General features: G+C 64.1%; 22 protein-coding genes. 14 read left to right on the forward strand and 8 right to left on the reverse strand.

The window, feature by feature from the left end:
* The first annotated feature begins 1 nt into the window (after position 1).
* From ACW5DN_RS02895 to ACW5DN_RS02950, 12 genes are all read left to right on the forward strand, one after another.
* Complete coding sequence (locus ACW5DN_RS02895; RefSeq protein ID WP_456961254.1) at positions 2-421, forward strand: Lrp/AsnC family transcriptional regulator; 420 nt, start codon at positions 2-4, stop codon at positions 419-421.
* 112 nt (positions 422-533) lie between these two features.
* A complete protein-coding gene (locus tag ACW5DN_RS02900) occupies positions 534-2,648 on the forward strand; it encodes a M13 family metallopeptidase (RefSeq protein ID WP_456961255.1) in 2,115 nt (704 codons plus the stop codon).
* 97 nt (positions 2,649-2,745) lie between these two features.
* Positions 2,746-3,699 (forward strand): glutaminase, encoded by a 954-nt coding sequence (locus tag ACW5DN_RS02905; RefSeq protein ID WP_456961256.1) that lies wholly within the window; start codon positions 2,746-2,748, stop codon positions 3,697-3,699.
* Positions 3,696-4,781, forward strand: a complete 1,086-nt coding sequence (locus ACW5DN_RS02910) for a DUF1615 domain-containing protein (RefSeq protein ID WP_456961257.1) — start codon at positions 3,696-3,698, stop codon at positions 4,779-4,781. The genes ACW5DN_RS02905 and ACW5DN_RS02910 overlap by 4 nt, the downstream gene beginning before the upstream one ends.
* Before the next feature lie 19 nt (positions 4,782-4,800).
* A complete protein-coding gene (locus ACW5DN_RS02915) occupies positions 4,801-5,436 on the forward strand; it encodes a hypothetical protein (RefSeq protein ID WP_456961258.1) in 636 nt (211 codons plus the stop codon).
* A 92-nt stretch (positions 5,437-5,528) separates the two neighbouring features.
* The gene (locus ACW5DN_RS02920) at positions 5,529-6,155 is read left to right on the forward strand and encodes a glutathione S-transferase family protein (RefSeq protein ID WP_456961259.1); all 627 of its coding nucleotides are present in this window, start codon (positions 5,529-5,531) and stop codon (positions 6,153-6,155) included.
* Between the two features lie 493 nt (positions 6,156-6,648).
* Positions 6,649-7,068: a hypothetical protein gene (locus ACW5DN_RS02925; protein ID WP_456961260.1), complete on the forward strand. Its 420-nt coding sequence runs from the start codon at positions 6,649-6,651 to the stop codon at positions 7,066-7,068.
* Between the two features lie 54 nt (positions 7,069-7,122).
* The gene (locus tag ACW5DN_RS02930) at positions 7,123-7,404 is read left to right on the forward strand and encodes a hypothetical protein (protein WP_456961261.1); all 282 of its coding nucleotides are present in this window, start codon (positions 7,123-7,125) and stop codon (positions 7,402-7,404) included.
* Positions 7,405-7,616: 212 nt separating this feature from the next.
* The gene (locus ACW5DN_RS02935; RefSeq protein ID WP_456961262.1) at positions 7,617-8,084 is read left to right on the forward strand and encodes an RDD family protein; all 468 of its coding nucleotides are present in this window, start codon (positions 7,617-7,619) and stop codon (positions 8,082-8,084) included.
* A gap of 10 nt (positions 8,085-8,094) precedes the next feature.
* Positions 8,095-8,352 carry a hypothetical protein gene (locus ACW5DN_RS02940; RefSeq protein WP_456961263.1) on the forward strand — a complete coding sequence of 86 codons (258 nt, stop codon included), beginning with the start codon at positions 8,095-8,097 and terminating at the stop codon, positions 8,350-8,352.
* A gap of 50 nt (positions 8,353-8,402) precedes the next feature.
* Positions 8,403-8,807, forward strand: a complete 405-nt coding sequence (locus ACW5DN_RS02945) for a VOC family protein (protein ID WP_456961264.1) — start codon at positions 8,403-8,405, stop codon at positions 8,805-8,807.
* A 3-nt stretch (positions 8,808-8,810) separates the two neighbouring features.
* Positions 8,811-9,185 (forward strand): iron chaperone, encoded by a 375-nt coding sequence (locus ACW5DN_RS02950; RefSeq protein ID WP_456961265.1) that lies wholly within the window; start codon positions 8,811-8,813, stop codon positions 9,183-9,185.
* A gap of 9 nt (positions 9,186-9,194) precedes the next feature.
* Here ACW5DN_RS02950 and ACW5DN_RS02955 read toward each other — a convergent pair whose 3' ends face one another.
* The 5 genes from ACW5DN_RS02955 to ACW5DN_RS02975 all read right to left on the reverse strand — a co-directional run bounded on the left by ACW5DN_RS02955 (position 9,195) and on the right by ACW5DN_RS02975 (position 18,296).
* Positions 9,195-11,684, reverse strand: a complete 2,490-nt coding sequence (locus ACW5DN_RS02955) for a TonB-dependent receptor plug domain-containing protein (protein WP_456961266.1) — start codon at positions 11,682-11,684, stop codon at positions 9,195-9,197.
* A gap of 276 nt (positions 11,685-11,960) precedes the next feature.
* On the reverse strand, positions 11,961-12,932 hold the full coding sequence (locus ACW5DN_RS02960; protein ID WP_456962940.1) for a cation diffusion facilitator family transporter: 972 nt from the start codon (positions 12,930-12,932) through the stop codon (positions 11,961-11,963).
* A gap of 121 nt (positions 12,933-13,053) precedes the next feature.
* Entirely contained in the window at positions 13,054-15,759 is a 2,706-nt protein-coding gene (locus ACW5DN_RS02965) for a TonB-dependent receptor (RefSeq protein WP_456961267.1), read from the reverse strand.
* A 115-nt stretch (positions 15,760-15,874) separates the two neighbouring features.
* Complete coding sequence (locus ACW5DN_RS02970) at positions 15,875-17,206, reverse strand: hypothetical protein (RefSeq protein WP_456961268.1); 1,332 nt, start codon at positions 17,204-17,206, stop codon at positions 15,875-15,877.
* Positions 17,207-17,393: 187 nt separating this feature from the next.
* Positions 17,394-18,296 (reverse strand): amidohydrolase family protein, encoded by a 903-nt coding sequence (locus tag ACW5DN_RS02975; RefSeq protein WP_456961269.1) that lies wholly within the window; start codon positions 18,294-18,296, stop codon positions 17,394-17,396.
* Between the two features lie 460 nt (positions 18,297-18,756).
* Here ACW5DN_RS02975 and ACW5DN_RS02980 point away from each other — a divergent pair, with 460 nt between their 5' ends.
* Positions 18,757-19,677, forward strand: a complete 921-nt coding sequence (locus tag ACW5DN_RS02980) for a dienelactone hydrolase family protein (RefSeq protein WP_456961270.1) — start codon at positions 18,757-18,759, stop codon at positions 19,675-19,677.
* 105 nt (positions 19,678-19,782) lie between these two features.
* The gene (locus ACW5DN_RS02985) at positions 19,783-20,226 is read left to right on the forward strand and encodes a BON domain-containing protein (RefSeq protein WP_456961271.1); all 444 of its coding nucleotides are present in this window, start codon (positions 19,783-19,785) and stop codon (positions 20,224-20,226) included.
* A 30-nt stretch (positions 20,227-20,256) separates the two neighbouring features.
* Here the strand turns inward: ACW5DN_RS02985 and ACW5DN_RS02990 are convergent, their stop codons facing one another.
* From ACW5DN_RS02990 to ACW5DN_RS03000, 3 genes are all read right to left on the reverse strand, one after another.
* On the reverse strand, positions 20,257-22,425 hold the full coding sequence (locus tag ACW5DN_RS02990) for an EAL domain-containing protein (protein ID WP_456961272.1): 2,169 nt from the start codon (positions 22,423-22,425) through the stop codon (positions 20,257-20,259).
* Positions 22,426-22,546: 121 nt separating this feature from the next.
* The gene (locus ACW5DN_RS02995; protein ID WP_456961273.1) at positions 22,547-24,397 is read right to left on the reverse strand and encodes an ABC transporter ATP-binding protein; all 1,851 of its coding nucleotides are present in this window, start codon (positions 24,395-24,397) and stop codon (positions 22,547-22,549) included.
* An 84-nt stretch (positions 24,398-24,481) separates the two neighbouring features.
* Complete coding sequence (locus ACW5DN_RS03000; RefSeq protein ID WP_456961274.1) at positions 24,482-25,516, reverse strand: diguanylate cyclase; 1,035 nt, start codon at positions 25,514-25,516, stop codon at positions 24,482-24,484.
* Between the last annotated feature and the right edge of the window lie 134 nt (positions 25,517-25,650).

Genomic DNA, 25,650 nt, shown 5'->3' on the forward strand with positions numbered 1-25,650 from the left:
TATGGACGACCTCGACCACCGCTTGATTGCCCTGCTGCGCCACGATGCCCGCACCCCGGTCGCGCAGCTCGCGCAAGTGCTTGGCGTCTCGCGCGGCACCGTTACCAACCGCATGGCACGGCTGGAACGCGACGGTGTGGTCGTCGGCTACACCGTCCGGCTGCGGCCGGATGCCGCGCCCGAGGAGATCCGCAGCTGGACCAGCATCGCGGTGAAGGGCAACCAGCATTCGGTGATACGTGCGCTGCTGGGCGAGCCGGGCGTGGCCGAGCTGCACGACACCAACGGGCGCTGGGACCTGCTGGCCGAGCTGCGCGTGGGCGACCTGGCCGAGCTGTCGAAGGTGCTCGAGCGCATCCGCAAGATCCCCGGCATCAGCGCCAGCGAGACCAGCGTGCACCTGCAGACCTTCCGCGGGTAGGACACCTCACGTTTGCCACGGGCCAACTCTTGGCACTGCCCGGCATGCTCCCGGCTAAGGTAGAACATCAGGTCGGCCCAGGGCCGCCCGCTCATTCCAAAGAGAAACCACATTGAACAAGACCCTGCTTTGTGTCGCGACCGCGGTCGCGCTGACGATGGCTGCACCACTGGCCGCCCAGGACCGCTGCGTCGATGACGGTTGCGAAATCCAGACCCTGTTCGAGGCCAGCGATAACACCGGTGGTGGTGATGCGGCCATTGCCGCGACGCGTTTTGGCACCTGGGGTATCGACCTGGCCGGCATGGATACCAGCGTCGACCCGGGAGCGGACTTCTTCGGTTACGTCAGCGGCAACTGGGCGCAGAACACGCCAATCCCGTCCGATCGGTCAAGCTACGGTTCCTTCCTGGTGCTGCGCGACTTGTCGGAGGCGCGTCTGCGCCAGCTGGTCGAGGGCTACGCGCTCGGCGACCCGGCCACCGGCGGCGATGCGGCCAAGGTCGCCGCGCTGTACCGCGGTTTCATGGACGAGACGGCGATCGAGGCGCTTGGCGCCGCGCCACTGCAGCCGCACCTGGACGCCATCCGCGCCGCCAATGACAAGGACGCCATTGCCGCCCTGATGGGCCAGCGCAACGCCGGCTTTGGCGGCAGCTTCTTTGGCGCTTACGTCTCCGACGACCAGAAGAGCCCCGACACCTACGCGCTCTATCTCAGCCAATCCGGTCTGGGCCTGGGCGACCGTCAGATGTACCTGGATGAGAAGTTCGCGCCGCAGCGTGAGCGCTACGTCGAGTACATCGCGCAGATGCTGGAACTGGCCGGTTGGGAGCAACCGCAGGCCAACGCCGACGCCATCATGGCAATGGAGACCAGGATCGCCGAGGCGCACTGGACCCGCGCCGAGAGTCGCAACCGCGACAAGACCTACAACCCGGTGATGCTGGCCGACATCGACGCCACTGCGCCGGGCTTCCCGTGGGCGACGTTCTTCAAGGCCGCCGGCGTCGACTATGCCGATCGCGCCGTGATCCGTCAGGACACCGCGTTCCCGGTGATCGCGCGGATCTTCGCCGACACTGACCTGGCCACCCTCAACGCCTGGCAGGCGTTCCAGACCACCGACAACGCCGCGCCGCTGCTGTCGAAGGCGTTTGTCGATGCCGAGTTCGGCTTCCGCAGCAAGTTCCTGTCCGGCCAGCCTGAGCAGCGCGAGCGCTGGAAGCGTGCCGTCGCCTTCGCCGAGTCGGCGATGGGCGAGGCGATCGGTCGGGACTATGTCGAGCTGTACTTCCCGGCCGACGCCAAGGCCAAGATGGACGACCTGGTCGCCAACGTGAAGGCGGCGATGGGTGCGCGATTGGACCAGCTGGCGTGGATGAGCCCCGCGACCAAGGCCGAGGCCCACAAGAAGCTCGCCAACTTCGGGCTGAAGATCGGCCACCCCGACACCTGGCGCGACTACGCCGCATTGCAGGTCGCCAACGACGATGTGTTCGGCAATGCCGAACGTTCCTACGCCTTCGAGTGGGAGCACGACCGCGTGCGCATCGGCAAGCCGGTCGACAAGGGCGAATGGGGCATGACCCCGCAGACCGTCAACGCCTACTACTCGTCGGTGAAGAACGAGATCGTGTTCCCGGCCGCCATCCTGCAGCCGCCGTTCTTTGACCCCGATGCCGACCCGGCGGTGAACTACGGCGGCATCGGCGCGGTGATCGGCCACGAGATCATCCATGGCTTTGATGACCAGGGCCGCAAGTCCGACGGCAATGGCCTGCTGCGCGACTGGTGGACGGCCGATGATGCGGCCCAGTTCGACGTCCAGGCCGAGCGGCTCGGCGCCCAGTACGAGGCCTACGAGTTTCCGCAACTGCCGGACATGCACATCAACGGCAAGGTCGCGATGGGCGAGAACATCGGTGACCTCGGCGGCCTGACCATCGCGCTGGAGGCCTACCGCCGTTCGCTCGACGGCAACGCGGCACCGGAGATCGACGGCTTCACCGGCGAGCAGCGCCTGTTCATGGGCTGGGCGCAGGTCTGGCGCACCCTGTGGCGCGACGACGCCCTGCGCCAGCAACTGGCCAACGGCACCCACTCACCGGGCCAGATTCGCGCCTTTGCCCCGCTGCGCAACATCGACGCCTGGTACACCGCGTTCGATGTCACCGAGGACGACGCACTGTGGATCGCGCCGGCCGATCGCGTCAGGATCTGGTAAGCCGCTGCACGGCAAACCGGTGAGTCCGTTGCGCCGGCGGTTGGCCTGTCCACCCGCCGGCGTCATCATGGTCGGCCACCGGAGTTGAATCACCACCATGCACGAACCCATCCAGACCCAGTTCGATCTCAGTGAGCTCGACCTGCCGGACATCCTTGGCACCATTAATGAGGAGGTTCGCGCCCGTTTCGGCGAAGGCAAGCAGGCCGACTACATCGACGCGCTGGCCAACGTGCCGATGGACCGCTTCGGCATGGCACTGGTGACCCGCGACGGCAACGTGCACGAGGTCGGCGACGCGCGCGAGCGTTTCTCGATCCAGAGCGTTTCCAAGGTCCACACGTTGACCATGGCGCTGGAGGCGGTCGGCGATGCGCTGTGGGACCGCGTGGATCGGGAGCCGTCCGGCGACCCGTTCAACTCGTTGATCCAGCTCGAATACGAGATGGGCATCCCGCGCAATCCGTTCATGAACGCCGGCGCGCTGGTGGTGGCCGACGTCATCCTGTCCAATTACGCGCACCCCGAGCAGGCGCTTCTGGAGTTCATGCGGGCACGCTCGGGCAGCGTCGAAGTGGGCGCTGACGAGGTGGTCATCAGGTCCGAGCGCGAGAGCGGTTTCCGCAATATCGCCACGGCCAATTTCATCCGCAGCTACGACAACATCGTCAATGATGTTGACGCCGTGCTCGACTTCTACTTCCTGCAATGCTCGCTGCGGATGAACTGCGTGGATCTGGCGCGCAGCGTGCAGTACCTGGCCCGACGCGGTCATTGCGGCATCTCCGGGACGCGGGTGGTGACCGATCAACTGTCCACCCGGATCAACTCGTTGATGATGACCGCCGGCACCTACGACGCCGCCGGCGACTTCGCGTTCTACGTCGGCCTACCGGCCAAGAGCGGCGTCGGTGGCGGCATCGTCGCGGTGGTGCCGCACGTGATGAGCCTGTGCGTCTGGTACCCGGGACTGGACGAGAAGGGCAACTCATTGCTGGGCGGCTATGCGCTGCACCGCTTTGCTTACATGACCGGGCTGTCGGTGTTTTGAGGCGCCTGCGCTGGGGTGCCACCCTCGGATTGCTGCTGGTGCTGGCCGGTTGCGTGACTGCGCCGCGGCTCACCGGGCCCGCGGCCGATGTGGTGCGTGCCGATATCGCCCGGCGGATCCCGGCCAAGGTCGACGACCGCGCCGGCTGGGCGGCCGACATCCAAGCGGCATTCGCGGCGCAGGAGATCGATCCGATCGAGGAGAACATCTGCGCGGTGTTGGCGGTGATCGAGCAGGAATCCGGCTACCAGGCCGACCCGCCGGTGGCCAACCTGCCGGCGATTGCGCGTGCCGAGATCGTACGGCGTGCCGCGGCGGTGCACGTGCCGAAATTCATGGTCACGGCCGCGCTTAAACTGGACTCGTCGGACGGCCGCAGCTACGACGAGCGGCTGCGCGCGGCGCGCACCGAACGCCAGCTGAGCGAGCTTTACGAAGACCTGACCGGTCGCGTGCCGCTGGGCGAGCGGTTGTTCGACGGCTTCAACCCGGTGCAGACGGGCGGCCCGATGCAGGTGTCGATCCCGTTCGCCGAGTCGCGCGCTGACGGCTATCCGTACCCGACCGGCGGCAGCATCCGCGACGAGGTATTCACCCGTCGCGGCGGCCTGTATTTCGGCATCGACCACTTGCTTGGTTACGCCACCCCGTACACACGCAAGGTGCACCGCTTCGCCGACTTCAACGCCGGCTGGTACGCCAGCCGCAACGCCGCATTCCAGAACGCGGTGGCGCTGGCGAGCGGGCAATCCTTGGCGCTGGACGGCGACCTGCTGATACCGGGCGCGTCGCTGGACCGGCCGGGCGAGACCGAGCGCGCGGTGCGTGCGCTGGGCGGTCAACTCGGCATGGACGACCACGCCATCCGCGACGCGCTGGAGCACGGCGACCGGCTGGACTTCAACAGCACCACGCTATTCGAGCGGGTGTTTGCGCTCGCCGAGGCCCGCGCCGGCAAGCCGCTGCCACGTGCGATGATCCCCGGCATTACGCTGGACAGCCCCAAGATCACCCGCGAGCTGACCACCGCGTGGTTTGCGAACCGCGTGGATGACCGTTACCGGCGCTGCATGGCGCGTTGATCGGAGAGTCTGACCAGCCATGAAAACTGCAATCACCATCGCGGCCTTCCTCGTCTTGACGTCGTGCACGTACGGGGAGCCGACAAGCAGGCTCGAGCTTGACTACGCCATTGCCGATGACGAGTCGAAGGTAGCCATATCGGCAGAGCGCTATGTTGTGCAGCGGGCCACCGGAATTTCTGCACTCCCCAGCGGCGGCTTCGCAAAAATCACCGCCCAGATGGTGGATGTGTATGTCGTCGACCTGACGTCGGGGAAGATCCTGTACAAGCACGCGGTCGATCCGCCAGGGGAGAGGAGCATGACCGCGCTCGAGACTTGGCTGCTGGGCTGGAAGGGTGACGATGTCTACCTGAAGATGACCGGTTGTGAATCGGGTTTCCGAACAAGCTACAAAGGGTGCGGGCCGGAGCGACGGAAGACGTATGTCTACAAGGTGTCGAGACATGATGTGGAGCCAGCCGGCGTGCCCGTGCCGCGACTGCGTCGACATCGGGTATTTGGCGGCATCGCGGGGGCCGACTCCCCGGGTGGGACGCGCTCATATCTTTCGACGACCGAGACCGATGGCGTGTGGATCCACAGGGGCGCACGAGGCCCGCGTGAGCCGCTCCTCCGGGTAAACGGGCATGAGCTTGAGCAGGTTGCCGATTGAGTTAAGTGGCGCGGCGTTGATCGGCTAGAACACCGGTGACCTGGTCGCGGTTACCATCGCGCTGGAGGCTTAAACCATCAAAGGAGCACGGCATGACCATCGCCCCCGCATTGACCCTCTACCACCATCCACACTCCCGTTCCGCCGGCGTCCGCGTGATGCTGGAGGAGTTGGGCGTCGACTACCGGATCGAGCTGGTGAACCTGCAGGCCGGTGAACAGCGCCGGCCGGAATTCCTCGCGCTCAATCCGCTGGGCAAACTGCCGACGCTGGTTGACGGCGACACGGTGGTGACCGAGCAGGTCGCGATCTACCTGCACCTGGCGGACCGCTTCCCGCAGGCGGGACTGGCACCGGCCATTGGCGACCCCGAGCGCGGCAGCTACCTGCGCTGGATGGTGTATTACGCATCGTGCTTCGAGCCTGCCGTGGTGGATCGCTCAATGAAGCGTGAAGCCGCGGCGGCGATGATGTCGCCGTACCGCGACTACGACTCGATGTTGGCGGTGCTGGAAGCGCAGCTCGCCCGCGGTCCCTGGATGCTGGGCGAGAACTTCAGCGCCGCCGACGTGCTCTGGGGCGTCGCGTTGTCTTGGACGACCGGCTTTGGCCTGGTGCCGGAGAGCCCGGTGATCAAGCAGTACATCGAGCGCGCGAAAGCCCGACCGGCGTTCCAACGTGCCGCGGAACTTGATACGGCGTTGTTGGCTGGTGGCTGAAACAAACGCGTATCCTGCTAACTGCATTACAAAACCGCAGGGCAGGGGACCCATCGTGGCCGACGACGCAGATAACCGATCTTCTGACAACGCCGCCGCCGATGCCTTCATCGACCCGCCACACTGGCCCGTAGGCCAGGCCCGCGCCGTCGCCGACGTCCTCGCCAACAGTCCCGTTCCGCTCTCACTTGATGAGATTACGACAAGGTTTACCGCGGGGGGGCTTGGAAAAAGCGGCTGCCGAAAATGGTTGAGATGCTGAACGCGCTAGGGCTGGCACCGGAACAGGATGGGACGATCGGGGCCGCTTGAGTTGCGTTATGAGGCGGAACCTATTGATAACCATAGTTAGGCCTTACAGGGGACTTCGATGCGACTCAAAAAAAGCACATTAGACGTTCGGTTCTCTCTCGTGCTCTTTGCGGTGGGCATAGCAACTTTCGCAGTTCATGAGTTCGCGCATTGGATAACTGGAGTCGCCCTAGGATACGAAATGATGGTCGGTCCGAATCATGCTTGGCCGAAGGGCGACCTTACACATGCGGATGCGATCCTCATTTCAGCTGCGGGACCGATAGTAACGATTGTGCAAGGCGTGATCGGATTCATTCTTGTCTATAATCGACGGCTTTTGTTTGGCTTCGCACTGCTTTATATCGCGTTCTTTATGCGTTTTCTCGCCGCCATCGTCAGCATCTTCAACGCAAACGATGAGGCTCGGGTCAGCTCAGACCTTGGCCTTGGTCTATGGACCATTCCAACGCTTGTGGTCGCCACGCTTTTCATGCTCACCTATTTGGCAAGCCGTCGATTGAAACTTTCATTCCGTGACCAATTCCTATGCTACGTGGTGGCGTCTCTGGTTGTCAGTTTGGTCGTCGGCATTGATCATTTCTACTTTGGCAAGGCCTAGCAATTCGTTCAAGCAGGTCGCTTAACTCATGCGTTATTGATTCGGGGAGAAGTCGTGGACGAACCCGCCAAAGAGCGTGACTGGGGCAACGTTCGGTTCCGCCGCAGTAGCCGCACCCCCGACGGGTCGCCGGACGACAACGCCGACCCCCGTTTCTGGGTCGGGCTTGTGGTCTTCCTGATGGTGGCACTGGCCTATCCCTGGTACTCGTATTGGGTTCACGCACAGCTGTTGTCACGTAGTTTCCAGGAGGCGGCCGACTCACTGGGTCGCGAGCTGGATGTGGCGGAACGGCAGACCCGGCAGGAATTGGCCGCCAGTGCGGCGCGTGTGTAACAGCACCGGGGCAACCAACCGGCAATGAGCGTCGGTCACATTCGCTGCTGAGGCCCCACGCGCTGGTCAGAAAACTCTGATCCCGCGTTGATACGTGGTCTACTTCCTACGGGGACTTTCGGGTTAACACAGGGGATGGAAATGACCGGATTGATGACCGGAGGCGTGGGCCTCGTCGGCGCACTTTTTTGCAGTGTTTTTTGGGGAATCCAATGACGGACAACAGCCTTGAATACGTGGGGTTCTGGCCCCGGGTCGGCGCTTCACTGCTCGACACCATCATCCTCCTGCTTCTCACTTGGCCGGCTCTGTTCGCAATCTATGGCACCGGCTACCTCACCGACCCGGATGCGCCCTTCATCGCAGGCCCGGCGGACTTCTTGATCTCCTGGGTGCTGCCGGCGGTGGCGGTCATCCTGTTCTGGCTCTACAAGCAGGCCACCCCCGGCAAGATGGCGGTGTCCGCGCGGGTGGTGGACGCCAAGACCGGTGCGACCCTGACCACGGGCCAGGCGGTCATCCGGTACCTCGGGTACTTTGTCTCGTCGATTCCCCTGGGCCTGGGCCTCTTCTGGGTGGCGTTCGACCCGCGCAAACAGGGCTGGCACGACAAAATGGCGGGCACCGTGGTTGTGCGCTCGACGCAGCGCGGGCCGGTGCCGGTCCGGTTCGAAAGTTGAGGGCGGATGCATGAAACCGGAACAGCTCGAGAAGTGGAAGGAAACCCGACAAAAGGGAATGTTGCGGTTCGTGCTGGTGAACGGCGTACTGGCCTATGGACTGATCATGTTCATCGTCATGACGTTCGTCGTGCATCGGGACAAACTCAGCGTCAACTTCGTTTGGATTTCTGCGATTGTCTGGTCCATCGGGGGCGCGCTGTTTGGCGTTCTCATGTGGATCATCAATGAGCGCAAGTTCCACAAGATCAATGGCGCCGATGCGTAACGGAAACGCCTGAAAGGGCTAAGCCGCCAGAGCGCGATCAGGAGAATACGATGGCAAAAGTTACCGGAATCGGCGGGGTCTTCCTCAAGTGCAGGGGCGACAGCACCGCTTTGGCCGCGTGGTACCAGAAGCACTTGGGCTTGCCGCTGGAAACCTGGGGCGGCGCGGTACTCAAATGGCCCGACGACAAGGCCGAGGACGGTGGCCTGACCGTGTGGAACCTGGCGGACAAGGACAGCAAATGGTTCAGCCCGAGTGATTCCGCCTTCATGATCAATTACCGGGTCGACGACCTCGACGAACTGCTTGCTCAACTGCAGGCCGCCGGCATCGCGGTCATCGACGGTCCGCAGTCGCACGAGAACGGCAAGTTCGCATGGATCATGGATCCCGACGGAAACAAGGTTGAACTTTGGCAGCCGATGCTTTGGGACGACAAAAACAAGGGTGCGTGACACATGACCAGCAAGCGTCCGACCACGATCGCCGAATACATCAAGGCCGCGCCGCCCGAAGGCCAGCCGCACCTGCACCGGCTGTACACGATCCTCAAGAGTGCCGCGCCAGAGGCCGAGGAGACGATCAAGTGGGGCACCCCGTTCTTCGTGGAGCCCCGGTTCGTGTTCGCGTTCTCCGCGCACAAGGCGCACCTCAGCTTCGCGCCGACAGCGGCGGCGATGGTGCACTTCCGCAGGCAGCTGAAAGTGCACCAGACCACGAAAAACTTCCTCAAGGTTCCCTACGGCCAGCCGCTGCCCGAAGCCTTGATCCGGGAGATCGCGGAGTATTGCCTTCGGGAGCTAGGCAAGCGGAAGGATGATGCTTTTTGGTAGGGCTACCGGTTACCAGCGGTAACTGACCTTCCCGTAGACAAAGGCACCCTGGGAACCGAACGGTGAGCTGCTCGGGTATGGGAATATGCCGTGGAAATCGCTGCCTGCGGGCGCCTTTTGTGGATAGGTATCGAGTATGTTGTCGGCGCCCAGGGTGAATGTCCAACGATCACGATAATAATCAACGGCAGTGTTGATAATCCATTTGGCCGGGTATATGTCGTCGTTGGAAGCGTCGGTAGAGCTGTATTCGGTTACGCCTCCGTAGCGCAGGACGGTGCCGGTGATTCCCCAGTGGTCCTTCTTGTATGTATTGGTCCAGATGAACTTGGAGCGGGGCATCTGGTCGGCGAGTAATCCCTTTGTCTGGCTGCGGGTGATGCGGTTGAAACCGACATCGCCCAGCGCCTCAAGTACCGCAGGGTTCGGACGAACGCCGGTCACCTCGTTCTTGTGGTACGACCAGTTGACGGTTGTCTCGAATTCCCCGCCGTTGGCAAGTTCCGTGAAGTAATTGGTGACCATGCCGATACCCCGGATGCGCATTTGCGCAGCGTTGGTGAAGTAGGCAAGGGCAACAAACTGCGGGTCGGAAACACCGTTGTCCGCCAGGTAGTCCTGGACCGAATCGGCCACAAGCGACATCGAACTCGACATCAGGATGCGGTCATCGAGGTCTATCTGGTACAGATCCACCGTTGTGGTGAGTGCAGGGATCGGGTTCCAAACCGCACCAATGGTGAAGCTCTTCGAGGTTTCCGCCTTCAGAGGCTCACTGCCAAGCAGCACGGCCAATTCGTTATTAACCGGTACCAGTCCACGCAGGTAGATTCCCTCGGGCAGGCCCAGCGAGTTGCCTTCTGGATAGGACACGGAGGTGGTTGCCGAGCCATGCTGTTGTCCCAAGCCCGGGGCGCGGAACCCGGTGGAAACCGTCCCGCGCAGGGCGAATCCGTTGTCAAAGTCATAGCGTCCGGACAACGCGTAGGACACGTTGGTCCCGAAATCCGAGTAATCCTCATGGCGCACCGCAAGGGAAGTACTCAACCGCTCCGTAATATTCCCTTCCAACTGCACGTACTCGGCAATGGAGTTTCTCGAATTGTCGCTCGCGTCCTGTGGCCCCCAGCCGGCAAAACCCTGGGCAGCGCCGGTGACCCCGGAATTGCCCACGTACCACGAGGCAAGGTCACCCTCTACGATCTGGTATCTCTGGTGCAGGTACTGCACACCAAAGCCAAGATCCCAATTGTCCCCCAGCGGCTTGGCAATGGCGACATCAAACGAGGACTGTGATGAAGTCAGGGTTCCGTCGTGAATATCCGTGGGGCTATAGCCAAAATCGTTCCAGTAGGCGAAGTTGACTGTATTGAAAGTGCCGTATGACACGCGGTTGGCGCCCCAGTTGGCACTGACATCCCAGCTCCAGCCGCTATCGGTATAACCACGCAGCCCCGTGACGAAGCTCTTGTCCCTCGACTCGCCGTGTTCCACCGGTTGAAAGCCATCGCCATCCGGGAAGATATACTGCATCAGGTCATCTTTCGGTATCGGTGCATTGGCGCCATAACGGTAAAACGCCATGGGCTCGGCCATGAGCATGCCGTAATGCCCGGAGCCATACAGACTCACACTCGGCGTGAAATCATATCCCCAGTTGAGGAAGGTGTTGTAGCTCTCGGATTTCGGGATGCCTACCTGGAACTTCTTTCCCAGTTCGGTAAAGCCTGGCCTGTTATCCAGTCCCGCACGGTTGGTGGGCTGCTGATCGCCCACCTCCGCAGAAAGCCGCAGCCATCCATCCGCACCAAGTGCAAACCCGATGTCGGCCTGGATCCGGGATCGGTCACCGTCGCCAGCCGAGTACTTGCCGTAGCTGGCTTGCACTTGGCCGCCGTCCGGCCCCTTCTTCAAAATGATGTTGATGACGCCCGCAAGGGCATCCGAGCCGTACTGTGCCGAGGCGCCATCACGCAGCACCTCGATGTGGTCGATGGCACCTATGGGGATCGTGCTGATGTTCACGCCTTGGGAGCCCTGGCCGACCTGGCCGAGCGTCAACATCAGCGCACTGGAGTGCCAGCGTTTGCCGTCCACCAGTACCAACACCTGGTCGCTGTTGAGGCCGCGCATCTGGAAGGGCCGCGTGAAAGCGAACGTATCGGACATGGACGCGAGCGGGAAATTCAGCGACGGAACAACGAGGTCGAGTGCGCTGCCCAGGTCGATGGCGCCGGACTGGGTCAAGACGTCGCTGGGAATCACGTCGATCGGTACCAGCGACTCGGCCTGCGTGCGATCGCTGATACGCGTCCCTGTCACGATGACCGTGGCCATGTCCAAGGCTTTGGCGGTTGCCGCAGCTTCGGACTTGGTGTCCTGGGCGGTGGTTGTCTGGTCCGCGTTTTCCAGATCTTGCGCGGTTGCCATACCGGCCAGCGCAAGCAGCACCGACGCGGCCAACAAAGTGGGAATATTCCGACCCAGGCGATCATTCATGCAAAGTGCTCCCAGCGTTACGTGTCATGAAACCACCACGGCCAAAAGCAGTCACATCATCTTGACCGTGCAACGGATGCCCCCCAACAGTCGGCCATGGAACCGGTTCAAGCAGCGCGCGAACCTGCGCCCCGACAGCGGCACATAGTGGTCGGGCACGGGGTTCTTCCGTCCATGACACGGCCCGAGCTTAGGCACAAGCCGCCAAAGTCCGCCAATAGAAAAACGGGTGTGAGTCATAACCGCAGGTTGTGGTTGGCGCGGCTGAAACCCCGCCTACGACGGCGGTGCCGCCAACGCGTCGTAATGCGCTTGCCATGCTTGCGGTGTCTGTGGCTTCACGAACAGCGCCACGACCTCCGGATGCTCGGTGCGCACGGTGGCCTCCAGCCGATCGATGCAGCTCTCGATCTCCGGTGTGGCGAGGGTGTCCTCGAACTCCACGCTGAGTGCGGCGACGACGCTCTTGGGCCCCATCTGCGTGCTCAACACGCCATTGGCGCAACGCACTGCAGGGTCTTCATTGGCGATGCGCATGATTGCCTCGCGCAGCTTCGGATGTGCCGACTCGCCCAGCAACAACGCTTTGGTCTCGCGCGCCAGCAACGTTGCGGTGGCGACCAGCAACAGGCCGATGCCGATGGAGGCGTAGCCGTCGAATGCCGGGTCGTCCAGCACCAGCGCCAGCGTGATGCCCACCAGGCCGAACATCAGCCCGATCAGGGCGGCGCTGTCCTCCAGCAGTACGGTCAAGGTGCTGGCGTCCTTGCTGGACTTGAACGCCTGGAACCATCCCTGGTCGCCCTTGGTGGCGCGGAACTCCTTCACCGCCACCGACCACGTGTAGCCCTCGAACACCAGCGAGGCCCCGAATACCAGATAGTTGATCAGCGGCCGGACGATCGGCTCGGGGTGCTGCAGGTGGCTGATGCCCTGGTAGATCGACACGCTGCCCCCGAGCGCAAACACCAGCAGTGCCACGATGAAACTCCAGAAATACAGTTCGCGCCCGTAGCCATACGGATGGCTCTCATCGGCCGGTTTTGCGGCGCGTTTGAGGCCGTACAACAGCAGCAGTTCGTTGCAGGTATCGACCAGTGAATGCACGCCCTCGCTCAGCATCGCGGAGCTGCCCGTGACCGATGCGGCAATGAACTTGGTGACGGCAACCGCGCCATTGCCGAACAGGGCGGCGATGACAACCTTCCTGCTGCTGCCGGATGTCTTGGCCATGGGGTGTCCTCGCATGTGGTCGGCGCGCAGTACGCCTGCGCAGACCGCCATGGTCGTTGCCATGGCATGAAGGGCTTGTTCGCAGGGACCTGCCCGGAAGACTATTCGCTGCGTTAACGGTCGCTTGTCAGTGCTGTCAGAACCGGTAGTTCATGCTCGCGAACCAGGTGCTGCCAACCTCGAGGTTCGTACGGAACAGGTCGTTGTGCGGGCCGGTTGCGCGTCCGCGCTCCTCGCCGAAGATGTTGCGTCCTTCAAGGCGAAGCTGCAGGTTCGGGTTGACCACCCACTTGGCGCTCAGGTCGAAGGTGGTGAACGGTTCGATCCAGATGTTCTGCCAGGGGTTGGCGGCAAACGACTCGAGGTACTCGCCCTGGTGGTTGACGGACAGGCGCAGCTCCGACCCGCGGTCGAAGGTCCAGAAAACTGCGGCGTTGCCGGCGATCTCGGACTGGTATTGCAGTTGGTCAAGCTCGTGCGGGGTTCCGTTGTAGATGTAGGATGACTTGCCATCGACCAACATCAGGTTGAACGAGGCGCCCAGTGGGGACAGGGCGGGATGCATCTGCACGAAGCTGCTGTTGACGACGCCGAGCTCCAGGCCTTTGTACGTGGTGTCATCACCGTTGACCGGTGCGGAGACCGTCCAGGTATCGCCATCGATGACTTCCTGCGAGGAGACGTCGAGGATGTCGTCCTTGACGCCCTTGTAGAACCCGGTCAGCGTCAACATGCCCAGGCCGTCGTTGAAGTAGTACTCCATGCCCAGGTCGAGGTTGGTCGACTGCCGTGGCTTGATCAGCGGGTTGCCGCGCGAGATGGTGAGGTCGTCGTAGTTGAGGTTCTCGACCGTCGCGATCATCTCGGGGTTGGGCCGGCCCAGTGTCTTTGACGCCGAGGCCTTGATCCGGAAGTCGGGTGACAGCGACCAGATCGCGTTGAGGTAGGGGAGGACCTTGGTGTCGTCGCCCAAGGCACGGGCCTTGTCGGGCTGGACCACGCCGCCGACCGTCTTCGCCATTTCCGCGTCGAAGTCCGAACGGTCCATGCGCAGGCCACCGCTGATACGCAGGTTGTCGGTGGCGTAGACGCCGTTCACGTAGGCGGCCAGGATCTTTTCGCGGTACTTGTAGTCGTTGATCAGCGAGCTCTGCAGGGACTTGTCCTCGTCGATCGCGATGCCCGGGATGACGTCGTTCCAGAACGCCTCCGGCTTCTCCAGCCACATCGCCGGCCAGCTGTAGCCGGGCGTGTTGAAACCCGGGAAGTAGGACAACCCGTCCATCGTCACCTGCCCCTTCTCATAGTAGGTGGCGGTGTTGTCACGCTCCATGTCCATGACCCGGTAGTCGAGGCCGGTGGAGAAGCCCCAGCCACGGTCCGAGGCCGCGTTGTTCAAGCCGTAGTCGACCTTGGCCTGGGAGACGTAGGACCACGCCTCGCGCCGGTCCTGGTAGGTGTTGCCATTGCTGAAGTTGGCCGGGTCGATGAACGCATTTCCATCGTCCGGAATGAAGATCTGGCCCGGGTTGGACAGGTCGTAGTTGATTCGCGTGTTCGGGTTGTAGAGGAAGGCCACGAACGGGCGGTCCGAGCTGTACCAGGCGCGGGTCCGGCTCAGGTCCACGCTGAGGTTCCCCTTGTCCTGGAAGTCCCACGCGGCATGACCCTGGATGCCCATCTGGTCACGGTTGAAATCGTTGGAGCGCCACTGGGAATCCATCGCGCGGACGTTGGCGGTGCCGGTGTGCTCGGTCAGGTCACGGTGCTCGTTCAGGCTGTAGACGCGGTTGGTGTTGCGGGTCTCCTGCTCGTCGGAGAAGTACGCGTAACCGAACAGGGACGCCTGGAAGCGTTCATTCGGACGGAAGTCCAGCTTCGCGGTGCCGCCGTGCTTGGTGAACATGTTGGTGTAGTTGTGCGCGACGAACCCGTCGGGGGCTGCGAAGCCATTCCAGCCCTCCGATTCCGGAGTGGTCAGGGTGCCGTCATCGTTGTAGTAGAGGCGGTTGGGGATCGCGGCGTTGGACTGGGTGCGGGGGCGCTGCTCGTAGATGCCGGTCACCATCAGGCCGATGGTGTCGTTGGCGAAGGTAGGCGCCCACGAGAACTGGCCCGAGCGGCCCCACGGAGAGTCCTTGGAATCACGGCCGAAGCTGTTGTCGTCGGGTACGTCCATGTAGGTCGAGTAGCTGGTGCCCAGGTTGAAGCTGAACAACGGCTGCCCCATGTCGAACGCGCTGGTTGGCACGATGTTGATCAGGCCGGCGACCGCACCGGCGTCGAGCTCGGGGGACAGCGACTTGTAGGCCTGCAGCTGATGCACGGCACTGGACGGGATCACCTGCAGGTTGACCTTGCGGGTGCCTTCGCCGTGGTCGCCGGTGGTCGCGATCGTAAGGCCGTTGATGGTGACCGGGACGAAGTCGGGGTGGGAGCCGCGAATCGACGCGAACTGGCCGATGTCGTCGTTGTAGACCGTGGTCACGCCGGTGATGCGTCGCAGGGACTCGGCGATGGTGAGGTCGGGCATGGCGCCGATCTCGTCGCTGGACAGCGTGTCCACGATCGCGGGTGCTTCACGCCTGGCCTCGATCTCCGACCTGGCCTGCAGCCGCGAGCCGGAGACGACCACCGCATCCAGGTTGGCGACATCCAGAGTGATCTCGATGTTGGCCTCGGGTGCCGCCTCATCAGCGGCGAGGGCGGCGGTGTGCATGTCCTGGGCGAAGGCCGGGAACGCCACGGCGGTAATGGCTGCGGACAGGGCCAGCGCCAGGACGCGGTGTTGCGGCAGGCCGCGCTGGTTGCGATGAAGGGTCGATGCGGTGACGGGGGACATTTTTGGCAAATCCATGTTCTGACCGTGGCGGTCGCAGGCAAGCTGCGACCGCCACGGTCGGTCGGGCAGTGGGGAAGACGCGAAATTTCGCGTGCCGGGCGCGCGGCCTAAGGCATTACGGGCGTGCGTTATCGAATCGTTCGTGGAAACCGGTCAGCTCGACCACGAAGTCGTCGCGCTCCATGAACTCGGCATCCGGGGTGTCGGCTTGCCTCTCACCGGCCTTGTACCAAGCGGCGTATTCGGGGATTTCCGAGCTGAACTTTCCGTAGTGCGTGGAATAGGTCCGCACGTGGACGCTGGGTTGCGGGCTGTCGAGGTTGAAGGTCAGCAGGCGCAGCCAGCCGTCGCCTGTCTGGGTGTTGTCCGGATACCGGTTTTCCGGGTCCCTCGTCTTTGCCACGTGTGCCCGCGGCTGGTAATCGGACAGCATCTGGTGCACTTCGTGGCCATTGTCGTTGTAGTCGATGCCGTGACCTTGGCCGCCGATGTGGCCGCTGAGCACCAGGAAGATCTGGTCGTGCTGGCTGATGAACTCGTCCCAGACCATCTGCGGGTTGTTGTCCTGCCGGTCGATCAGGCTCATGTCCAGCGTCCCGCCGACCGCATGCCTGCCGTCGCGCCCCGTGTACTTGTGGGTGGTGACGATGGTCGGCAGGCCGGGGTTCTGATTGATCACGCGTCGCGCCCATGCCAGCGAGGAATCCGGGGCGTCGTACTGCAGGCCGAGGTGCAGGAACTTGCACTCGCCTGCGGTAAACACCTGGGCACTGTCGGCGCCACCGTCATTCGAGGCTATGTACCAGGGCTGGTCCCGGAAGAAGTTCGACTGCTCGGAGAAGGCCGACAGGAAGCCGGTCAGTCCGCCGAAGTGGCGGATCTCCGGTGCCATGGGGTCGGACTCGGCCTGCGGCGGATGGGCCGGGTCGGTCCAGACGGCATCGTAGTCGTGGTTGCCCGGAACCACCGAGAACGGTAGGGCGTTGGCGATGATCTCGAATCCCTTGACCGCCGTCGGGATCTCGTGGTTCGGCACTTCCTCGGGGTAGAGGCCCGGCTTGCCGCCAGTCACCGAGTCGGGCAGGGCCTTGAAGCCACGCGCGGCGTGCCCCGGGTCGATACGCTCGACGCGGTTCTGCCAGATGTCGCCCAGGTGGGTGGCGAACACGATGTCGCCGCCGTTGCTCCGGGCGTTATCGGCGATGTAGCGCATCTGCTCGAAGTACAGTTCGGCGGCATCGATGGGGAACCCGTGGGACTTCTGGTGGCTGAAGTCCATGTAGTTCTGGGTGTCGGGGATGGCGGCGATGGTGAAGGTGCCGCACTCGCCCTGCCGGTACTGTTCAGCCTGAGCCTGAGCCTGCGATGCGAGCGTGGCGCCCAGCAAGGCAATGGCCAGCGCCGCCTGGAGCGGTCGGGCGGAGGAAATATTTCCAATCAGTTTCATCAAATTACCCGTGTCTGGTGCCGCCGCCCGTGGCGGGCCGAGGAATGTGATGATTCGGCCACTGCGATGCTTCACGCACGTGACAAGACGCCCGGCCGGCGCAATCGGCGCACCGGCCCGCCAAGCTGTGCAAAGGTGAGCGTGTCGGGGCAGGCGCCGGATACATCGAGGCCCCCCCGAAGGCTGGTTACCGCTCCAACCGCAGGAAACGTGCGGCGTTGTCGTGGAAGATCGCGCGCTTCTGCGCCGCATCCAGGAACGGAGCGCTGTCGACGCCCTCGAAGGCTTGGCCGATCGCTTCGGGCCAGACCATCTGGTCGGAGCCAAACATCAGCCGGTCGCCAAAGCCCGCAGTGACCAGCGCCTGCAGGTACTGGTGGAACTCGGCGCGCGGGATGATCCAGTCGATCACCGCGACATCGGCGTAGACCTGCGGGTACATGTAGAGGATCGCCTTGGTCTCCTGCAGGTACGGCCAGCCGGCGTGCATCAGCCACACGCGCAGCTTCGGGTGGCGCTTGAGCATCGGCTCCAGGATCGCGGGGTTGCCGAGGCCGATGCTGAAGTCCGGGCAGCACCCGTAGGCGGCGCCGGGCGGGGCGAGGCCGGTGTGGATGCCGACCGGGATATCGAACTCCTCGGCCAGTGCCAGGTAGGGTTCGAACCATTCGTCGCTCGGGTCCAGCCCGTGGTACTGCGCGCCGATTTCGCCGAGCACCTTCAGTTCACCGGAGGCGAATGCAGCGCGCAGCACCTCGGGCGGTGGCAGCGGGTGGCCGCCATCGTCGAGGAACGCACCCGCCCAGATCCGCTCGCCGCCGGCGTCGCGCATGCTTTTCATCGCGCCATCGGGCCCGCTAACCAGGCCCAGCACCACGTTGTGCTGCCGCAGTTGCTCCAGTGTCAGCCGCTCGCGCTCGGCATCGGTGTTGGCCGTGGTCGGCTGGCCGGTGGCCGGGTTCGGCGCGCCGGGCGCGGCCGCGCCGACATGCAAGTGCACGTCGATCACCGGGCCGGTGTAGTGCTGCGCGTGTGCCGGCGGCGTGCACGCCAGCAGCAGGACAGCCAGGATCGAGGCCGTTGTTTTCATCGGCGCGCTCCACAGGAATGTGCCCGGGATAACGCGGAAAGCATGGGGCGTCGGACTCGCCAGCATTCTCCGGGCGGCCCGGGTTCGCGCTGACCCTGGCGAAGCTGCTTGAGCGAGGCTGACTATCGCGTTCGGATCTCGCAACGCGCCTGGGCGTGAGTCCGGCGATGGTGACCAAGATCCTGGGGTTCCCGGAGGAGTCGCTGGAGGACTGGCATCGGCGGCAGGGGTTGTGGGTGCTTGATGCAGACCTTTGCGGGTGCGGAAAAGCGGTGCATTGTTAATGCACCCTATGACCGACCGTTGACCGGATGTAGGGTGTATTAGGCGGAGCCGTAATACACCGCCTTGCCGGGCATGGACATCCACTACACGTGGGGGAGGGTGGCCGGCTTTTCCATTCGATAACAATTGGCCCGATATGCTCGGACTGCGGCATACGCCAGTCCCGGAGAACCCCATGTCAAACCGACCCCGCTCAAAGGCCAGCGACTTCGATCCCGAGGTGCTGCGACTGTTCGACAAGTACGTCCACGGGGTGATCGATCGCCGCGGCTTCCTCACTGGGGCGGCGCGGCTTGCGGTCGGGGCAGCGACCGCGACCGGGCTGCTGGCGGCGCTGAGCCCGCAGTTCGCGCAGGCGCAGCAGGTGAAGCCGGAAGACCCGCGGCTGTCGGCGGAGTACATCGAGTTCGATTCTCCGGAGGGCTACGGTACTGGTCGCGGTTATCTGGTGAAGCCCGTCGACGCGAGTGGTCCGCTGCCGCTGGTGCTGGTGGTGCACGAGAACCGTGGCCTCAATCCGCACATCGAGGACATCGCGCGGCGGATGGCGCTGGAAGGCTTCATCGCCTTCGCGCCCGACGCGCTGTTCCCGCTGGGCGGCTATCCGGGCGATGAGGACGCGGCCCGTGCGCTGTTTGGCAAGCTTGACCAGCGCAAGACCCATCAGGATTTCCTCGCCGCCGCCGACATGCTTGGCAAGGTCGAGGGCGGTAACGGCAGGATGGGCGTGGTCGGCTTCTGCTACGGCGGTGGCATGGCCAACTTCCTCGCCACGCGCTTGCCGGGTCTCGCCGCCGCTGTGCCGTTCTATGGCAGCGCACCGCCGCTGGAGGACGTGGAGGCGATCAACGCCGAGCTGCTGGTGGTACTCGCCGCCGCCGACGAGCGCGTCAACGCCACCTGGCCAGGCTACGAGGCCGCGCTCAAGGAAGCCGACGTGGACTACACCCTGTACCAGCCCGCCGGCACCGGGCATGGTTTCAACAACGACACCACGCCGCGTTACGACGAAGACGCCGCGCGTGAGGCGTGGCGCCGCACGGTCGCGCTGTTTGATCGCACGCTGCGGGACGACGGGGTGACGCCCGCTACGTAGCCGTCGGATTCTGGCGGGGAATCGGGGGATCCGGCGACGCCTTCGCGCTCGCTTCGCGGTCGCGATGCCAGCATGGCAGCACCTGTTTTCAACGGAGTGCCATTCATGAATACCTTAGCCAGACTTGCCGCCGCATTGGGTGCCGGGGCGGCCCTCATGTACTTCCTGGACCCGGCGACAGGACGGCGGCGGCGTGCCTTGGCGCGCGATCGTGGGGTGTCGGTCGGCCATGACGCAGAACATTTCGCGCGAGGCAAGACCAAACGCGTGATCGATCGTGCGCACGGCGTAGTGGCGCGGGCACGGGCCGGACTGTCCAATGCGCCGGTGGAGGATGGCCAACTGCACGGTCGCATCAGCACCCGGCTCGGGCGCCTGCTCGCGCAACCCGGTGAGGTCAATATCGAGGTGAACGAGGGCCACGTCGTGCTGCGTGGGCGCGCCTCGGCGGCCGAGATCGACGCGCTGACGGCGGCGCTGGAATCGATGCAGGGCGTCACCGGGGTCGACAACCGGATGTCGGCGGTCGCCAACCAGACGCCCAACTGACCGGTACAGCGGGCGCAGTCGGGCCGTCGATCAGTGCGGCACCGGTAGCCGGCCGGTGCCGCCTCGTTCCAGCATCACGGCGAAGGCTTCCGGACTCATCGGATGGGCTATTGCGAAGCCCTGCGCGCGGTCACAACCGGCGTCGGCCAGCCAGGCCAGCGTCGCCTCGTCTTCCACCCCTTCAGCGGTGACCTGCACGCCGAGATCGTGGGCGAGATGGATCGTCGCATGCACGATCGCCTGGTCGGAAGGCGACTGCAGCAATCGCGTCACGAAGGTGCGGTCGATCTTCAGTTCGTCGGCGTCCAGCAAACGCAGGTTGGTGAGCGAGGAGTGGCCGGTGCCGAAATCATCGATCGAGATGCGGATGTCGTATGGGCGCAGCCGGGCAATTGCGTCGACAACCTTGTCCGGATCCCGCATGACGTCGGTTTCCGTGAGCTCCAACAACAACTGCGAGCCGAGGTCCCCGGTGGCGGCAATGACTGACGAGACCAGTGCCGGGTCGGCCAGGTCGTTGGCGGACACATTGACGGCGATCGTGAGCGGATGGCCTTGCTCGCGCCATTGGCGACAGTGCTTGAGCGCACAGCCCACCATGTACAGGGTCAGCTCGCCGGTCATGCCGGCATGTTCGGCCAGCGGTATGAAGTCGTCCGGTGCCAGCGGACCATGCCGTGGGTGATGCCAGCGGACCAGCAGTTCGACGCCGATCCAGCGGTGATTGTCGAGGTCGAGTTTTGGTTGTAGCGCATACCCCAACTGCCCGTCGGCGATGGCTTCGCGAAGCTCTGACAGCAGCGTCAGCTGGCGAGGATCGGGCTCCAGTCCCGCGTGATAATAGGTGCCGACCGTGATCTGCTTCCCCGCGGCTTCACAGGCGATCCGGGCGGCTCGGGTCAAACCGGTAGCGTCGGTGGCATCGGTGGGATACAAGGCGGTACCGATCCGGGTGCGCAACTCCACCGGCAGGTCACCAACCTCGAGCCGTGCGGCCAGGCACGCGGTCAGCCGGTCAATCATCCGGGTGACGGCCGCCTGGTCGGAAACGCCGTCGACGACCACCCCGAAGTTGCCGAATCCCAGCACGGAGACATGCTCGACACCCGATACCTCCCGCAGCCGCGACTCGCTGCTGCGCCAGATGCGCTGACTCGCGGCTTCCCCCGCGATATTCTCGATCAGATCCAGGCCCAGCAGCCGGATTTCCGCCAATGCAAAGCTCGCACCCGGCCGGCGGCGGATGCGGCGTCCGAGCCACGCCACCAGGTCGCGGCGTCCATTGGTCTGGCCAGGCCAGGGCATGACACCACCCGATGATCGCCACCAGGACAGTGCGGGAATGAGTAACACCAAGCATAGGCCGGACAGCACCAGCACCGCGAGCACCCACGACTTGTCGGCGTTTTCGGTGACGTGTCGACCCAGGGTCGCGGCTTCGTACAGTCGTTCCCGCTCGCCACTTGCGCGGACCCGGTCCAGCCCGGCGTCGATGATGGGCACCAGCTCTGCCCGGCCGGGTCGGACCGCGAAGACGTATCTGCGCTCGAGCAGGGGTGGGCCGAGCGCGATGATGTCGGTCATGCCGCCGTGTGCGGTGGCGTACAGCCCGATCCCGGTGGGCACAAGGGCGTAGTCGGCTTCGCCTCGTTTCACCGCGGCCAGGGCGTCAGCTTCGACATCGACCTGGATGATCTCCACATCAGTGAGCGGGAGTGCACTCAGGGCTTCCAGGGCAAGACTGGCGTGCTGTACAGCGACGCGGTGTCCGGACAGCTCCTGCAGCGACAGGATGAGCGGAGAATCGCGATGGCCGAACACGACGTGGTAGCGCAGCATGTACGGCTTGGTGAACAGAAAGCGTTTGGCGCGCTCCGGCGATGTGAACATCGGCACCACGTCGACTTCGCCGCGATCGAGACGCTCCAGTGCGATGTCCCACTCGCCCAGCTCGACGCGGACCGTCAGCCCCTGAGGTTCGAGCGCTGCACGGATCAATTCGACGTCGAACCCATGTGCATCGCCTTGGTCGTCGAGGAACTGGAACGGCGGGTAGTCCTGGTCACCACCGACGATGACGGTCGGTGCCGAGGGCTGCGCGGGGATGGGCGCGCGGTCGTGCGTGTCGGTGGAGGCGGCGGCCGTCACTCCCGCGAGCAGGCACGTGGACAGGGCGAGCATGGCCACCCGCGTCGCCATCGTCGCGCTTCCGTGACTTCGCCTGGACAGTGATTCCATTCGACCCCCTCGAACGCGCCGTTTTGGGCATCGGATCCATCCTACCCCGGGTGGCGGCCGGCGGGGAGTGGGTGATGGGGTTTTAACGGTAGCCCTGCGCCTGCAGCGAAAACAGGTGGGCGTAGTGGCCGTCGGCGGCGATCAACTGCTCGTGGTTGCCACGCTCGATGATGCGGCCGTCCTGGATGACGATGATCTGGTCGGCCATGCGCACGGTCGAGAAGCGGTGCGAGATCAGGATCGCGATGCGGTTTTTCGTCAGCTTGCGGAAGTGCTCGAAGATGGTCGCCTCGGCAGCCGCGTCCATCGCCGAGGTGGGCTCGTCCAGCACCAGGATGTCGGCGCGCGAGCGCATGAAGGCGCGGGCCAGGGCGATCTTCTGCCATTGCCCGCCGGACAGCTCGCGGCCCTCGCGGAACCACTTGCCGAGTTGGGTATCGAAGCCGGCCGGCAACGTCTCGATGAAAGGCGTGGCCATGCCCATGTCGGCGGCTTCCTGCCAGCGCTCGCGGTTCTCGAAGTGCTCGACGTCGCCGGCGCCGACGTTCTCGCCGACGCGCATCTGGTAGCGCGCGAAGTCCTGGAAGATCACGCCGACGCGTTGCAGCAACGTGGTCTCGTCCCACTCCTGCAGGTCGCGCCCGTCGAGCAGGATGCGCCCGGTGTCGGGCGAGTACAGCCGGGTGAGCAGCTTGATCAGGGTGGTCTTGCCCGATCCGTTCTGGCCAACCAGCGCCAGCGACTCGCCGGGACGGATGTGCAGGTTGATGTCCTGCAGCGCCGGCGTGTCGGAGCCGGGGTAGGTGAAGCCGACGTTCTCGAAGCGGATGCCGTCGGTCGGTTCTGGCCCTTCCTGGGCGGCGCCCTGGGTGGTCGGAACCGGAGTCTCCAGGTACTCGTACAGCGTCGACAGGTACAGGTTGTCCTCGTACATGCCGCCGATGGCCGACAGGCTTGCCGACACCGCCGCCTGACCCTGGCGGAACAGCATCAGGTACATCGTCATCTGGCCCAAAGTGATGCGCCCGACAATCGTGGTCATCGCGATCCAGCCGTATGCGGCGTACAGCGTCGCGGTGCCGATCAGGCCCAGCACGAACCCCCAGCCGTCGCGGCGGATGGCGAGATCCCGGTCGGCACTGTAGAGGGTGCGGAAGATGCTGCGATAGCGATCCAGCAGCAACGGGCCGAGGCCGTAAAGCTTGACCTCCTTGGCATGGTCCTCCCGCGCAAGCACGGTCTCCAGGTACATCTGCATCCGGGTTTCCGGCGAGCGCCAGCGGAACAGCCTGAAGGCGTCACCGGAGAACCGCGTCTCGGCCAGGAACGCCGGAAGGCCTGCCAGCAGCAGCACCAATACCGCCCATGGCGAAAAGGCTGCGAGCAGGACGCCATAGCTGACCAGCGAGATGGCGTTCTGGACCAGTCCGAAGGTTCGGGTCACCAGTGACAGCGGCCGCGACGAGGCTTCGCGACGGGCACGGGTCAGCTTGTCGTAGAACTCCGAGTCCTCGAAATGCGCCAGCTGCAGGGTCAGCGCCTTCTCCAGGATCATCACGTTGACCCGTTGGCCCAGTTGCGCACGCAACAACGACTGCGCCAACGACAAGCCTCGCTGGGTCCCGGTCAGGGCCATCACCAGGGCGGCTTCCACGGCGATCAGCACGAACACCGGCTCCAGTACCAACGGCTCCCCGGCAGATACCGCGCCGCTGGCGGCGACCACAGCATCGATGATCAGCGCGCCGACATAGGCCACGGCGGCAGGCAGCAGGCCGGCGACCAGGGTCAGCAGGCCCAGCGCCACGGTCAGCAGGCGACTGGTACTCCAGACCAGCTCCAGGGCGCGCCCGCTGAAACGGAACACACCGAGGAAGCTGCTGGTCAGATCGCTGGCGCTGGTGTCGGAGGAGGGAGGTATGGATGGAGGCAAGGGGGCGTTGTCCAGGCGGATGCTGAATTGGCGATATGGGGTCGGTTACCCGCTTCCTCAAACCGCCGACATGGTCGGCCGTATTCAGTTACTTACGCAGTTGCGGCCCTGGTTCTTGGCTCGATACAGCGCGTTGTCAGCGGAGTTGAGCCAGGCACGCAGGTCTGCATCCACGATGGGGAAGGGGGCCAGACCGATGCTGATGGTCGGCCGCAGGTCGGGGTAGTCGTGCAGTTGCAAGGCTTCAACGGCGACGCGAAAGCGCTCGGCAACCTGCCTAGCTTCGTGCTCTGAGGTATTGGGCAACAATACCGCGAACTCGTCGCCTCCGATTCGGCCAACGCGGTCGTGGGGACGTAGCGTCTGGCGCAACTGGCCTGACACCTGGCGTAGGACCTCGTCGCCGGCACCATGGCCGTGCAGGTCGTTGACTTGCTTGAAGTGGTCGATGTCGATCAACAGAATGCAGGCGTGCCCGTCGGTTGCCGGGTGGCTGGACAGCAACCGTTCCGCCTGCTCCTCCCAATCGCCGCGCCGTGACAGGCCAGTGAGTGTGTCGATGCGCCGTATCTGGTCCAGGACGGCGTTTTGTTGGCTGATCTTGCGGATCAGTTTGTTGCTGCCCCAACTGACCGCGATGGTGTGGATCAACAACACCGGCAAGCAGGCGACAAGCACGCTCATGGTGGTGGTCGGCGCAAACGCGGCGCCAGTGAGTGCGGTGGTGGCCGCCAGCGCCAGCAGCAATCCGGGCATCGAGCGGATCCACAGGCCCGGGATCCCGGTGCTGATTTTATCGACCGTGGCAAGGGTGATGATCAGCACGCTGGGTAGCAGGTTGAAGTGCATCAGCGGTGCCAGTGTCCCGGCGATGGCGGAATCGATCAGCAGGTTGCGCGTCTCGGCGCGGTGGGGGTCGGCGCTGGACACGGCCATCCGGTAGGCCAGGTGCGGCCACAGCAGCGAGCTGAATGCCACGAATGCCCAAGCACCCGGCGACGCATTCAGTTGGTGGAGCACAGCCGCCGCAGCCAGCCCGCCCAGCCCCATGCCCAGTATCCGGAAGGGGTATATGCGCCGGGCCAGCAATGCCCGTCGGGGCGTTGCGTGGTTCGTCATCGGGCGCCTATATGCCCCGCGCGGTAGCCGTGGCGAATGCGGTGTCGCGGCTGTGCGTGCGTGATAGATAAACCATTCAAGACGTCGCCCCCCCGAGCCTCGGTTTCGGTGAATCATACCTGTGGATGGATGAC

The organism is Lysobacter sp. A289, from assembly GCF_054072675.1.